The organism is Nonomuraea rubra (genome assembly GCF_014207985.1).
In the GTDB taxonomy this organism is placed as follows: Bacteria; Actinomycetota; Actinomycetes; order Streptosporangiales; family Streptosporangiaceae; genus Nonomuraea; species Nonomuraea rubra.
The window spans coordinates 6,668,058-6,681,489 of the sequence record NZ_JACHMI010000001.1 but is presented as its reverse complement, the minus strand read 5'-3'; the positions used below and the strand labels follow the sequence as shown (position 1 = coordinate 6,681,489).

Annotated in this window: 12 protein-coding genes and 1 pseudogene; 4 read left to right on the top strand and 9 right to left on the bottom strand. The window is 69.0% G+C overall.

Annotation, left to right across the window (positions count from 1 at the left end):
- Positions 1–133: 133 nt before the first annotated feature.
- Positions 134–646 (top strand): hypothetical protein, encoded by a 513-nt coding sequence (locus HD593_RS30510; protein WP_185105442.1) that lies wholly within the window; start codon positions 134–136, stop codon positions 644–646.
- Positions 647–1,088: 442 nt separating this feature from the next.
- Positions 1,089–1,439 (top strand): hypothetical protein, encoded by a 351-nt coding sequence (locus HD593_RS30505; RefSeq protein WP_185105441.1) that lies wholly within the window; start codon positions 1,089–1,091, stop codon positions 1,437–1,439.
- On the opposite strand, the gene HD593_RS30500 is transcribed toward HD593_RS30505, so the two are convergent.
- Complete coding sequence (locus HD593_RS30500) at positions 1,429–2,058, bottom strand: TetR/AcrR family transcriptional regulator (protein ID WP_221525064.1); 630 nt, start codon at positions 2,056–2,058, stop codon at positions 1,429–1,431. The two genes, HD593_RS30505 and HD593_RS30500, sit on opposite strands and share 11 nt — an antisense overlap.
- Before the next feature lie 206 nt (positions 2,059–2,264).
- Here HD593_RS30500 and HD593_RS30495 point away from each other — a divergent pair, with 206 nt between their 5' ends.
- Complete coding sequence (locus tag HD593_RS30495) at positions 2,265–3,182, top strand: NADP-dependent oxidoreductase (protein ID WP_185105439.1); 918 nt, start codon at positions 2,265–2,267, stop codon at positions 3,180–3,182.
- A gap of 146 nt (positions 3,183–3,328) precedes the next feature.
- On the top strand, positions 3,329–4,228 hold the full coding sequence (locus HD593_RS30490; RefSeq protein WP_246546798.1) for an NADP-dependent oxidoreductase: 900 nt from the start codon (positions 3,329–3,331) through the stop codon (positions 4,226–4,228).
- Between the two features lie 56 nt (positions 4,229–4,284).
- Here the strand turns inward: HD593_RS30490 and HD593_RS65255 are convergent.
- The 8 genes and pseudogenes from HD593_RS65255 to HD593_RS30450 all read right to left on the bottom strand — a co-directional run.
- Positions 4,285–4,407 (bottom strand): annotated as a pseudogene (locus tag HD593_RS65255) (hypothetical protein); the annotation flags it as partial.
- Between the two features lie 352 nt (positions 4,408–4,759).
- Positions 4,760–6,067 (bottom strand): iron-containing alcohol dehydrogenase, encoded by a 1,308-nt coding sequence (locus HD593_RS30480; RefSeq protein WP_246548838.1) that lies wholly within the window; start codon positions 6,065–6,067, stop codon positions 4,760–4,762.
- Positions 6,068–6,317: 250 nt separating this feature from the next.
- Positions 6,318–7,778: an NAD-dependent succinate-semialdehyde dehydrogenase gene (locus HD593_RS30475; protein ID WP_185105437.1), complete on the bottom strand. Its 1,461-nt coding sequence runs from the start codon at positions 7,776–7,778 to the stop codon at positions 6,318–6,320.
- A gap of 48 nt (positions 7,779–7,826) precedes the next feature.
- Positions 7,827–8,903, bottom strand: coding sequence for an ABC transporter ATP-binding protein (locus HD593_RS30470; protein ID WP_185105436.1), 1,077 nt, complete (start codon positions 8,901–8,903; stop codon positions 7,827–7,829).
- A complete protein-coding gene (locus HD593_RS30465) occupies positions 8,903–9,970 on the bottom strand; it encodes an ABC transporter ATP-binding protein (RefSeq protein ID WP_185105435.1) in 1,068 nt (355 codons plus the stop codon). The genes HD593_RS30470 and HD593_RS30465 overlap by 1 nt, the downstream gene beginning before the upstream one ends.
- Entirely contained in the window at positions 9,970–10,881 is a 912-nt protein-coding gene (locus tag HD593_RS30460) for a carbohydrate ABC transporter permease (protein WP_185105434.1), read from the bottom strand. Before HD593_RS30460 ends, HD593_RS30465 begins: the two co-directional genes overlap by 1 nt.
- Positions 10,881–11,831, bottom strand: a complete 951-nt coding sequence (locus HD593_RS30455; protein ID WP_185105433.1) for a carbohydrate ABC transporter permease — start codon at positions 11,829–11,831, stop codon at positions 10,881–10,883. The genes HD593_RS30460 and HD593_RS30455 overlap by 1 nt, the downstream gene beginning before the upstream one ends.
- Positions 11,828–13,174 (bottom strand): extracellular solute-binding protein, encoded by a 1,347-nt coding sequence (locus HD593_RS30450; protein ID WP_246548833.1) that lies wholly within the window; start codon positions 13,172–13,174, stop codon positions 11,828–11,830. The genes HD593_RS30455 and HD593_RS30450 overlap by 4 nt, the downstream gene beginning before the upstream one ends.
- Positions 13,175–13,432 lie beyond the last annotated feature (258 nt).

The window sequence follows — 13,432 nt, the reverse complement described above, 5'->3', positions numbered from 1 at the left end:
ACGACCCAATACGTGCCCTAGGACCCGCCGATCTTGAGCACTTCCCCCTCCCTGAACTGGAGATCCACTCCAGAGGCGATTGTTGACTCGGCACTACAGACCCTCGGGCGACGCGTGCGTGTAGCGGTTGAGCGTGGTCGAGGTCGACGAAGCGGGTATCCGGCCTGGGCTTGCCCGAATCACTGCCATACCCGCGATATACCGCCCCTCGCTAGCGTTGGCCGTGCCAACAACCCGCATGCGGCGGGCGTTTCTTGCTGCCCAACCGGCAGCATCCAAAATCGCCGCGATATCCCCAAGGAGAACGATGGATTCCCGTGCCTTCATCCGAGCCGCAGCTGTGGCGGCAGCTGTGCTCACCATGACTGTCGCCACACCGGCCGCCGCCGCTCCGGCGGCCAACGCCGCGCCCTCCTGCGTCAAGGTCCAGCATGGGAGGACCTTCTACGAGGAGACCGCCTTCGGAAAGTACTATCACCACTGGGTGAAGATCACGAACAACTGCGCCAGCAAGAAGAAGCTCAAGGTGGACTGGAGGGGGGCCTTTATGCCCGACTCGAAGTGCACCACGATCAACAAGGGCAAGAGCGCAGAATTCACCAAGGACGGCAAGTGGGACGCCTACGCCGGGTGGTACGGCTGCTGAGCTGACCCGTAGGGCATTCAGCTCCTCACCGGGTTCTGGCGGAGAACGCCAGCCCAGCCCGGTAGAAGACCACACCGAAGCTCCCGGCCGACGGCCTGCCAGCCAGCAGATCGCCGACCGGGAGCTTCGCTGTGTTCCGCGTCCTGGGCTGAAGGCGTGGCACGGCATCGCGAGCCGCTACGACAAGATGCCCGAGAGCGATCTTGCTGGCCTAGCCGCAGTTCCATATCCCGGCCGAGGACGTGACGCCGGGCGTGCTCGTCGACCGGCGCCTTGCGCGAGCGGGGCGTTGCGCCACCCGCGGGAGTCGGGTGCACGCCCGAAGTGAGGAAAGCCGGCCACGCCGACAGGGTCATGGCCGCCGCCGCGCCGCCAATCTCTAAGGACTAAATAGTCCAAATTTGGCGCCTGTTGCTGACGGCTGTTGCCTATAGTGGACCTTGTGGACCGTTATGGCCAAGATGGCGGCCGTGCCGACGAGCCTCCGGCTGGGGAGACCGTCGAAGCCAGGCTCGTCAGGCTGCTCGCGATTCAGGAGCCCTTGCTGAACAGCCTGCACTCGGTACGGGACCTCGCCCGATGGCGGGACGAAGTCGTCCGCCTGGGGCGGAGGCGCGACGACGGGATCTGTCCGCTGGGTGACCTGGCCGAGCTGCTCGCCGACGGCGACGGAGCTGGACGGCCGGCAGTCCGCGCCGGCCTCGCGGCGTGGGAGTCGCTCCTGGCGGGCGCGATCACCCGGACCCGGGGGAGCGCCCTAGGCCACGTCCGCGCGCACGCCGTCACGCCGTGAGGAACGACTTCACGTGGTCAAGCGCCATATCCAGGGCGATCTCCATGGGCTTGATGTCATGCGCGGTCTCGGCGAGGAGGTACCCGCCTTGCAGGGCGGCCATCAGGCCCGTGGCCAGTTTCTCCGGGTCGGCGTCCGGCCTGAGCACCCCGCTCTCCCGCATCCGCCGCAGGCCGGCGGCGAGCAGCCCTTCCCATTCCACGAACGACTCGGCGAGCGTGGCCCGGGCCTGGTCGTCCTGATCGGCGAGCTCGCTGGCCAGGGAGCCGAGCGCGCAGCCGTAGGCGCCGTTCTGCAACGCGTTCCGCTGCACCAGCGCATCGCGCCAGCGGACCAGGCCGCGGAACGACTTCAAGCGCTGCAGGTGGCCGCGTTCACGCTCGAGGATCTGCGCGGAGCGCGCCGCGACGACGGCGCGGACCAGTTCCTCCTTGTCCGGGAAGTGGTTGTAGAGCTGGGATTTGCTGGTGTTGCTCGCGGCCCGGACGTCGTCCAGCGTGGTCGCGTTCACGCCCTTCACGTACATCAGCTCGACAGCGGCCGCCACGATGCGCGCGCGGGTGGCGGCCCCACGTGGCGTCAGCCTCTGCCCCGGCTGTTCGTTCTCCGGCCTGCTCACAGTCCTCAGGCTACCCTGTTTGATCATAGCCGCCGCATGGAGGGACTATTAAGTCCACATGGATCTGACGGGCACATCGATCGACGAACCCTTCCGGCACTAGCTCTTCGTCTGTCGAGGTGCATCTGCACGGTTGCTATGATGGACGATATGGTCCATGAATCGCCGAGAGGCTGCGGCGAGGATTGGATGCAGGAGGTGCCCGGATGAAGGCGATCGTGGTGACGGACGAGGCCGCGGGAACGGCCGGGATGATGCTGGCGGAGCGCCCCCAGCCCGAGGCGGCGGGGAACGATGTGCTGGTTGAGGTTCATGCGTCGGGATTCACCCCGGGGGAGCTGACGTGGCCCTCGACCTGGACCGACCGCCTCGGCCGTGACCGGACACCGTCGATCCCCTGCCACGAGCTGGCCGGAGTGGTCAGCGCTCTCGGCTACGGCACGACGGGGCTGTCGGTGGGCCAGCGGGTGTTCGGCCTCACGGACTGGACGCGCGACGGCACCCTGGCGGAGTACGCGGCCGTCGAGGCGCGTAACCTCGCCCCGCTGCCGGGCGACGTCGACTTCACCGTGGGCGCGAGCCTGCCGATCTCGGGCCTGACCGCGTGGCAGGGGCTGTTCGAGCACGGCCGTGTCCAGGCGGGGCAGAGCGTCCTGGTGCACGGTGCGGCCGGTGGAGTCGGCTCGATGGTGACGCAGCTCGCCCGCGAGGCCGGCGCGTACGTCATCGGCACCGGACGGTCCGCCGACCGGCAGCCGGCGCTCGACTTCGGCGCGCAGGAGTTCGTCGACCTCGAGAACGACACCCTGGAAGACGTCGGCAGAGTCGATCTGGTGTTCGACGTCATCGGCGGGGACGTCGGGACCCGGTCCGCGGGCCTGGTTCGAGCCGGAGGAACGCTGGTGACCCTTGCCGGGCCGCCCGAAGCGCGTCCCGCCGACGGCCTGGCGGTCGACTTCGTGGTCGTGCCCGATCGCCCTCAACTGGAGGAGATCGTCCAGCGGGTGCGGGACGGACGACTGCGTACGGTCATCGGAAACGTCGCGACTCTTGACGATGCCGTCGCCGCCTTCAACCCGACCGGGCGGGTCAGGGGAAAGACGATCATCCGCGTTCGTCCGTAGGGGCTCGGAGGGACGCGATCACGAGAGCTTGGTGCTCTCCTCGCAACAAGATGTCGCCGGCTGGTCGAGCCGGCGAGAGCCGGTACAGAGAGAGGTTTCACATGAAAGCGATCGTGGTGACGGACCGGGGCGCCGGAACGGCTGGGATGAAGCTGGTGGAGCGGCCCGAACCGCAGGCGGCTTGGCTCGCCGGCCTCTCGGGCGCGAACTACGGCGATGTCGTCGTTGAGGTTCATGCGTCCGGATTCACCTGGGATGAGCTTTCGTGGCCCTCGACCTGGACCGACCGCCTCGGCCGTGACCGGACACCGTCGATCCCCGGCCACGAGGTGGCCGGAGTGGTCAGCGCGCTCAGTTATGGCACGACGGGGCTGTCGGTGGGCCAGCGGGTGTTCGGTCTCACGGACTGGACGCGCGACGGCACGCTGGCGGAGTACGCGGTCGTCGAGGCGCGTAACCTCGCGCCGCTGCCGGGCGACGTCGACTTCGCGGTGGGCGCGAGCGTCGTGATGCCGGGCCTGACCGCGTGGCAGGGGCTGTTCGAGCACGGCCGCCTCCGGGCGGGGCAGAGCGTCCTGGTGCACGGTGCGGCCGGGGCGGTCGGTTCGATGGTGACGCAGCTCGCCCGCGAGGCCGGCGCGTACGTCATCGGCACCGGACGGTCCGCCGGCCGTGAGACGGCGCTCGACTTCGGCGCGCAGGAGTTCGTCGATCTCGAGAACGACGCCCTGGAGGACGTCGGCGGAGTTGATCTGGTGTTCGATGTCTTCGGGGGCGACATCGGGGCGCGGTCCGCGGGGCTGGTTCGAGCCGGAGGAACGCTGGTGTCCGTCGTGGGACCGCCCGAGGTGCGGCCCGCGGACGGCCTGGCGGTCGACTTCGTGGTCGTGCCCGATCGCTCCCAGCTGAGCGAGATCGCCCGGCGGGTGCGTGACGGGCGAGTGCGGACGAACATCGGCAACATCGCCACCCTCGACGATGCCGTCGCCGCCTTCAACCCGGCTGAACGGCCCAAGGGGAAGACCATCATCCGCGTTCGCCCGTAAGGACCCGGCGACAGGGTGTTCTCGTGGGGAACGGCTCGTCGGGGACCGGGGAGATCGAGGGCGGCGCACAGGGGCTCCCAGCCGTCGGCGGGCTGCCATTCCAGCGGGCCGCGCTCACGCTGTTGACCGGTGTCGAGGTCCTGCCGCTCGATCTCGCCTCGCCCGCCGGCGTCAGCCACTTCGCCGGCGCGGTGACGGCGCGGCTCGGCGACGCCCGTACCGACATCCTGGTCCTGAACGCCGGCATGCAGACCGCCACCACTGAGGCCCGCGGCGCCGAGGGCTACGAGCTGACGTTCGCGGTCAACCACCTCGCCCACTACCTGCTGGCCCGGCTGCTGGTGCCGCGCATGGCCGGCCACGGCCTGACCGGCGGCACCTCGCCGGGCCGGGACAGCTGGCCTGCCGCCGCGCGGTCATGACGGTGCTGATGCGGACCGTCTTCCGCGCCATCGCCCTCTTCCGTCCCGAATAGGTGATGGGGACGCCCGAGCGTGGGCCCGGCGCTGGCCGAGGTCTCCTGGGGATCCGTCACCCCTCCGATGGCCGGCCTGGTGGGCGCGCAGCCGTGCGCCAGGCCTGGGAACGGGCGACTCCCGTCACCATCTCTGCTCCTTGAGTCAGGACGTGTCGGGTCCGGTCCCCGATCCAGGCCGCTTCGAGGATCGCGGTCAGGCTGGCGGTGTCGGTCGGGCCTGGATGGTTCTGGATCAAGCGGGTGACGCCACTGGCCATCTCCGCGAAGCGCGGGAGGTCGGCGCGTGCCACGCCGATGTCCGCCAAGGTGGCAGGGATGCCGATGTCGGCAAGGAGCCCGTCGAGCCAGGTGAGGAACGCATCCGCGGCCTCGGCGTCCGAGGCGCCGGTCACGTCGAGCCCGCACGCCGCGGCGAGGACGGCCAACCGGTCGCCGATGGCATCCCTGGCCGCGTCCAGCGCGTAGGGCAGCAGCAGCCCGACGCCCAGGCCGTGCGGTGTGTGGGTGGCTGCGCCGATGGGGTACTGGAGAGCGTGCGGAGCCGCGTTGCCTGCGTGGGAAAATGCGAGCCCGGCCAGCATGGACCCATAGGACATGTCCGCGCGCGCGTCCTTGTCGCCTCCGTCCCTGACGACCTGGGGCAAGCTGCGGGCGATGCGCTCCGCGGCCAGGAGCGCGTAGTGATCGGTGATCGGGTTGCGGCCGAGGAAGACCTGCTCCACCGGGTCGCGCGGTCCGTGGGCCCTGGGTCGCGCGGTGTAGCTCTCCACCGCGTGACAGAACGCGTCGATGCCGGAGTGGGCAGTGACGGTCGCGGGGCAGGAGTAGGTGAGCTCGGGGTCGACGATGGCGAAGTCGGGCACGATGTGCACGCTGGAGACCCCCACCTTCAGCTCGCGGTCCGGGTCGGTCAACACCGAGACGGGCGTGAGCTCGGAGCCGGTGCCTGACGTCGTCGGGACCGCGACCAGAGGCATCGTCGGCCCCGGCACCTTCGACTCCCCGTAGAAGTCGCGCGGCGTCCCACCGTGGCACCGGATGACGCCGACGATCTTGGCGAGGTCGATCACCGTGCCACCCCCGATGGCGAGGATGACGTCGGCGCCCACCTCTGCGGCGACCGAGACGGCCAGGGCGACATCGGTGAGTGGCACGTCCGGAGTCGCGTCGGCGAACACCCCGACGGCTTCGACCTTCTCCCGCACGGCGGCCACGATCCCGGCCACGCCCGGCTGCCCCAGAAGAACCCGGTCGGTCACGATGAGGACTCGCGAGCCACACTCGGCCACCACTCGTGGGATGTTCTGCGCGACCCCTTCGCCCACTATCAGCTGGCGTGGTCCGCGGACGGTCTCAAGCATGTCAGTGCCTCTCTGGAACGTCGGCGGTGATGTGCTGGCGGACGTCCAGGTCACCTGCGAGACCGGGACGGCGTCGGCGAGGTCGGCTGCCGGGTGGCGCAGGCGCGCGCACCGGCGGAGTCGGCGTCCCCGGGTGCCGGCGGATCCGTGCCGGCCATGGCCCGGGGCCGGCCCCGCGGGTGGGGGCCGGTCGGGTCATGTGCGCACAGGGCGCGTTGATCCTCGGCGGACATCCGGAGCAGCAGGCCGGTCACGGTAGGTCGATCGCCGCGTAGGTGACGTCGAGGTACTCAAGGATGCCCTCGTGCGACCCCTCCTTGCCGATCCCGGACTGCTTCACGCCTCCGAACGGAGCTGACGGGTCCGAGATCAGGCCACGGTTGATGCCGAGCATCCCCGTCTCCAGCCCCTCGGCGAACCGGAGCGCCCGCTGGAGGTCGCGGGTGAAGACGTATCCGGCCAGGCCGTGCTCGGTGTCGTTGGCCTTCGCCATCACCTCGTCGTCGGACGTGAACGAGATGATCGGGGCCACCGGGCCGAAGATCTCCTCCTCCAGCATCCGCGCGTCTTCGGGCACGTCGACGAGGACCGTGGGCGGGTAGAAGTGGCCCGGCCCATCCGGACGCTCGCCGCCCACCAGGACCCGGGCTCCGCGATCGACCGCGTCGGCGACGAGCTCGTCGAGCTTGGTGACCGCGGCCTCGTCGATCAACGCCCCGACGTCCACGCCGTCGTCGAGACCATGGCCCACCGAGAGCGCGCCCATCCGCTTGGCGAAGCGCGCCGTGAACTCCTCGCGCACCGGCTCCTCGACGTAGATCCGGTTGGCCGCGATGCAGGACTCCCCGATGTTGCGCATCTTGGCCACCATGGCACCGTCGAGCGCGACGTCCAGGTCCGCGTCGGCACACACGATCAGGGCCGCGTTGCCGCCCAGTTCCATGGAGGTGCGCAGCACGTTGTCCGCCGCCTGCCGGAGCAGCACGCGCCCGACCTCGGTCGACCCGGTGAACGAAAGCTTGCGGGTCCGACGGTCGGCCAGCAGCGCTGAGACCACCTCGCCGGCACGCGTGGTCGTCACGACGTTGACGACGCCCGGGGGAACGCCGGCCTCCTCCATGATGCGGGCCAGGAACAGCATGGTGAGTGGCGTCTGGGCTGCCGGCTTGGTGATCGTCGTGCAGCCCGCCGCCAGCGCGGGAGCGATCTTTCGGGCACCCATGGCCAGCGGGAAGTTCCAGGGCGTCACGAAGACGCACGGCCCGACCGGCCTCGGCACGGTGAGGATGCGGTATCCACCAGCGGGAGCGGTGTTGTAGCGCCCCTCGACGCGCACCGCCTCCTCGGCGAACCAGCGGAAGAACTCGGCGCCGTAGGCCACCTCTCCCCGGGCCTCCGCGAGCGGCTTGCCCATCTCGAGCGTTATCAGCCGGGCGACCTCCTCGGATCGCCCGGTCAGTGCCCGGTACGTCGCGGTCAACAGCTCGGACCGTTTCCGCGGCGGGGTCGCCGCCCACTCCGCCATGGCCTTGCTCGCCGCGTCCAGAGCGGCGAGCCCGTCAACGACGTCGGCGTCCGCCACCTCGGCGATGGTCTTGCCGGTGGCCGGGTCCTCGACGGCGAAGGTGGCTCCGCCGGCGGCGTCGCGCCAGGCATCGCCGATCCGGAGCCGCCGGTGCTCGGGGGCCAGGACGTTCATCGGTTCGCTCATTGCGTCGCCTCCTGTACGGGCGCAGGTTGACGTCGCCGCCCTGCGCGGTCATCTCGCGGTCTCGGACAGCGCCAGCCCGGTGCCCGCATCGAACAGGTGCGCGCGGTCCAGGTCGACCGTGACCTGCAGTCGCTCGCCCGGCGTGCCGGTAACGGTGGTTCGTGCCTTGACCTTGAGGATCTGCGTCCCCACCCGGACGTCGACCACCGTTCGGTCACCGAGCGGCTCAAGGCCGTAGAGCTCACCCGGCAACGACGCATCCCCACGCCGCTCGACCGACAGGTCCTCCGCGCGCAGGCCCAGCAGCAGCGGACGGCCGTCCTCAGCCGTGGTCCAGCGGGGCCGCGGCAGCGTCCAGCCTTCCGCCCCGACCAGGCGATCTCCCTCGGCGTGGCAGGCGAGCAGGCTGATCGGCGGGCTCCCGACGAATCCCGCGACCCACTGGTTGGCCGGACGCTCGTACACCTCGGCCGGCGTTCCGACCTGTTGCACCTTCCCCTCCTTGAGCACCGCGACCTGGTCGGCCATGGACAGGGCCTCGACCTGGTCATTGGTCACGTAGACGAAGGTTGCTCCGAGGCTCCGGTGGATGCGGGTGAGCTCGGTGCGCATCTCGACGCGGAGCTTGAGGTCGAGGTTCGTCAGCGGCTCGTCCATGAGGAACGCGCGTGGGCGACGGACCAGCGCCCGGGCCAGGGCGACACGCTGCATCTCACCGCCCGACAACTGCGCCGGACGGCGCTGCAGCAGACGTTCGATGTGCAGCAGGCGCGCCATCTGCTCGACGGCAGCGGCGATCTCGCTCGAAGCGCAGCGGCGTGCCCGCAGCGGCGAAGCGATGTTCTCGTACGCCGTGTGTCGCGGGTAGAGGGCGTAGTTCTGGAAGACCATGGCCAGGTCGCGTGCGGCCGGGGCGTCACCGGTCGCGTCCCTCCCGTCCAGATGCACCGACCCGGCGTCAAGCTTCTCAAGGCCGGCGATCGCTCGCAGGGTCGTCGTCTTGCCTGCCCCGGAGGGTCCGAGCACGACGAAGAACGATCCGTCCGGTACGTCCAGCGTCACCCCGTCCAGGGCCTGGACTTTGCCGAAGGACTTGCGCAGCCCGTGCACTGCCACGGTTCCCATCAGGCCACCAGTTCTTCCGTGCTCACGTCGTAGACCGCCGGGGTCCCGCCGGTGTGCCGCAGCCCGACCGGTGCGTCAGCGGCGAAACGGACAGTCGGTGGCATCCGGACCCGTACGTCGCGCCGGCCGCCGTGGTCGACCACGTAGATGATCTCGTCGCCCAGCCACTCCGCCGAGACCACGCGGGCCGGGACCGAACCTTCCGCCTCTGGTTCTGTGACTTCCAGCGCCTCCGGCCGGACGCCTGCGACCAGGCGGCGGTCGCGCGGCAGGCCAGGCGGTGGCGTGAGGGCCAGTCCGCCCTGACCGCGCAGCTTCCCGTCGGCCACCTCCACCTCGATCAGGTTCATCGGCGGGGAGCCGATGAACGCGGCGCAGAAAAGACTCGCCGGACGGTCGTAGACCTCCAGCGGCGTGCCGATCTGCTCGACGCGGCCCTTGTTGAGGATGGCGATCCTGTGACCGAGCGACATCGCCTCGACCTGGTCGTGGGTGACGTAGACCATCGTCGTCCCCACTTCCCCCTGCAGGTGTTTGATCTCCGTGCGCATGTCCGCCCTCAGCTCCGCGTCCAGATTGGTGAGAGGTTCGTCCATGAGGAAGGCGCGCGGTCGTCGCACCAGGGCGCGAGCGAGCGCGACGCGCTGCTGCTCCCCGCCGGACAGCCGGCGCGGTCGCCGGTCCAGGAGCGGGCCGAGCCGCATCAGCCGCGCGGCCTCCTCGACCCGCTCGCGCACCTCCGCCTTGGGCAGTCCCTCGGCCCGCAGGGGGAACGCCAGGTTGTCGCGCGTTCTCAGATGCGGGTAGAGAGCGTAGAACTGGAACACCATGGCGATGTCGCGCTCGGCGGGCGGCAGGTCGTTGACCAGCGTGTCGCCGATGCGGATGTCGCCCGTCGTCTGCCTCTCCAGGCCGGCAATGGCCCGCAGCGTGGTCGTCTTGCCGCAACCCGAAGGGCCGAGCATCACGAACAGCTCGCCGTCGCCGATGGACAGGTCCACCTGATCCACTGCGACCGTCCCGTCCGGGTAGCGCTTGTGCAGGGCGGTCACCTCGATGCCCGCCATCAGCGTCGCACCGCCCCGAGCGTCACACCGGCGACGAGGTGCTTGCGCACCAGGTAGGCGAAGACGAGCACCGGCAGGGCGAACACCACGGAGGCGGCGGCCACGAGACCCCAGTCCACAGTGGTTCCGCCGATGAGGCCGGCGATGGCAGGTGGGGCCGTGCGCACGTCGTCGCTGGAGGTGAGGAAAATGGCGAACACGAACTCGTTCCACGAGAAGATGAGTGCGAAGACCGCCGTCGCGGCGATGCCGGGCAGGAGCAGGGGAAGGGTGAACCGCCAGAACGCCTGCAAGCGGGTGTAGCCGTCGAGCATGGCGGCGTCCTCGTACTCTGCGGGCACCTCGTCGACGAACCCCTTCATCATCCAGATCGTGAACGGGACGTTGAACGCGGCGTAGATGAGGATCAGGCCGAGCTTGGTGTCGATGAGTCCGACCTGGCGGTACATGAGGAAGATCGGGATCACGACCACCACGGGCGGCATGAAGCGGGTGGACAGGATGAAGAACAGCTGGTCCTTCTTCGCCTTCACGGCGAAGCGCGAGTAGGCCCAGGCCGCCGGGACCCCCAGCACGGTGGCCAGCGCCGTGGAGACCCCGGCGACCACGACGGAGTTGAGGAACGAGACGGACAAGGTCGAACGACCGCCGCCGGAGGCGACGAACACGTCCCTGAAATGGTCCATGGTGACCTTGAAGTCGAAGAACTTGGCCGGGATGGCGTAGACGTCCCGGTTCTCCTTGATGGACGTCTCGATCATCCACAGCACCGGAAAGAGCATCACGACGGCCAGCACGGCCAGCAGCGCGACCTCCAGCACGGAGCGGCCCCGGCCGCCGAAGCGGCGCGCGGGAGGCGTGTGATCCCGGGCAGGACCTGTGGACACGGCCTCGTCGACGGACAGGGCCATCAGTCCTCCTTGAGCTTGTTCAAGTAGCGCAGGTAGAGCTGCGTCAGGACGATGACGACGAGGATCATGAGGATCCCGTACGCCGAGGCGGTTCCGGTGTTGAAGCCCAGGAACGCGACCTTGTAGACGTGGAACGACAACGTCTCGGTGGAGACCCCCGGACCTCCGCTGGTGAGGATGTAGACGAGGTCGAACAGCCGGAAGGCCTCGATGGCCCTGAACAACACGGCGATGAGGAGCAGCGGCCACACCAGCGGAAGGGTGATGGTGCGGAACTGGAACCACTCGGACGCCCGATCGATCGAGGCGGCCTCGTACAGGTACTTGGGAACCGCGGTAAGGCCCGCGAGTGCGATGAGCATGATGAACGGCGTCCATTGCCAGGTGTCGACCAGGATCAGGGAAATCAGTGCCGTTCGCTGCCGGGTGAGCCACTCCACCTGCCCCAGGCCGAGCGAGCCGAGCATGCTGTTGATCACGCCGAACTGCGCGTCGAGCATGAATCGCCAGAACAGCCCGACCACGACCGGCGACAGCATCATCGGAACCAGGAACAGAGTGGTCAGCAGTCCTCGCCCGTGCGTGCGCCGTGAGATCAGGTAGGCGATGGCGAAACCGAGCACGGTCTGCAGGGCGACCGCGCCGAACACGTAGATCAACGTCGTCAGGGCCCTCTGGTGGACCTGCGGCGACGTCAGGATGGCGGTGTAGTTCTCGAACCAGAGGAACTGGGCGGGCCCCCCGCGAGTGGCCGAGTAGTCGGTGAAGGACAGGTACAACGCCCACAGCAACGGGAACACCGACATGGTGAGCAACAGCAGCAGCGCCGGGGAGGTGAAGGCCACGGCGAGCCCGCGGTCGCTCAGGCGGCGGGACCGAGCCGGCGCAGGCGGCGTCGCGGACGCCACCTGCCCGGGGTGGCCGGTCGTCAGAGGGGCGGAGTCACTCACAGTCCGCCGCCGCCCTTGCGGCTGCTGGCGTTGAGCACGCCCTGCTGCTCCTTGGCGATGTCGTCGAGCGCGTCCTTCGGCGTCTTCGCGCCGTTGAGAGCCGCGTTCACGTTGGTGTTCTCGATGTCGACGAGGCGCGCGTACTCGGGCACGTTCCACATGTCCCGCATCCGCGGAACCGAGTCGGTGTACACCTGGTTGAACGGCTGGGCATTGAGGAACTCGGGCGACTCCAGGGCGTCCGTACGTGACGGCACGCCACCGGCCGCGGCCCACTTCTTCTGGATGTCGGCCTGCTCGAACCACTTCATGAAGTTCAGGGCCTCGGCCTGGTTCGCCGTGGGGGAGTAGGCCGACACGTGCATCCCCATGCCGCCGAGAGGCACCAGGTTCGTCTTCTGGCTCGGCAGGGTGGCAAAGCCCAGCTTGTCGAGAATCTGCTCCCGCGTGGTGCCGAGCGTCGACTGCTTCGGGTCGAGCAGGCCGCCGCTCGCGGCGATCCAGTTGAACGCGATGCAGGCCTTGCCCTGGGCCACCGCCGCGTTCACCTCGTCGATGAACCAGTTGCCGGAGCCCTTGGCGGTCAGCGGCTTCATCTTGTTGACCAGGACGTCCATCGCCTCCTGGCCTGCAGTGTCGTTGAGGACGCCGTCGATCTTGCGCGTCTTGGGGTCCCAGAGGTTGCCGCCGTAGACGCCGTTGACCGTGTTGTAGGTCACGGCCGCGGCGTCGGAGCCGTTGGCCTGGTGGAAGGCCAGCCCGCTGACGGCAGGGTGGTCCGCCTGGCACTTCTCGGCGACTGAGATCATCTCGTCCCAGGTCTGCGGTGGCTTGTCGCCGATCAGGTCCTTGCGGTAGATCATCGTCCAGGTGTCGCCGAGCAGCGGCAGTCCGTACAGGCTGGCATTCTCGTCGCGCTTCCCGGTCTCCGCCTGGGGGAACTGGCCGTAGGCCGCCAGGAGGTACGGGTTGTAGGCCTTGACGTCGATGTTCTTCTTGACGAAGTCGGTGATGTCGAGGATGTTGCCGTTCGTCACGGCCTCACCGATGTGTTGCGAGTCCAGGATCGGGATGTCGAAGTCGGTCTTGCGCGCGGCGAACTGGGTGAACATCGCGTCGTGCCAGTTCGCGTTCGGCACGGTCTTGACCTTGATGGTCACGTTCGACCGCTCCTTGGTGTACTCGGCGTTCGCGAAGGCTTCCAGCGCGTGGGCGGGGGGCCAGTCGAACCAGATGAAGCTGAGGGTCAGCGGATCCTTGGTGAGCTCCGGGATGGTCGCCGGTGCCTTGGGGGCGCTGCCGTCCTGGCCGCCGCAAGCCGCCACGGTCGTGGCCACTAACATGGCCACCGTCGCCAGCCGCACCTTTCGACCGGGAACGGACAATCGTCCTGTTCGCTGTGGATACCGCATCTTCTAGCCTGCTTTCTGGGTGGGGACTTCTGGAGCCTTGCTGCGTGCTTCGCCGAGCGGTTGCTGGGTTGTTCAGGCGTGTTGCCGGCTGTCCGCAGGGGCTGACCCGCAGACCGGCGTCACGAGTACGCCGCGACGTGATGGGGCTTCAAGCAGTCGGGAAGTCGTTCGGTCCCGGTGCGGCCCGGT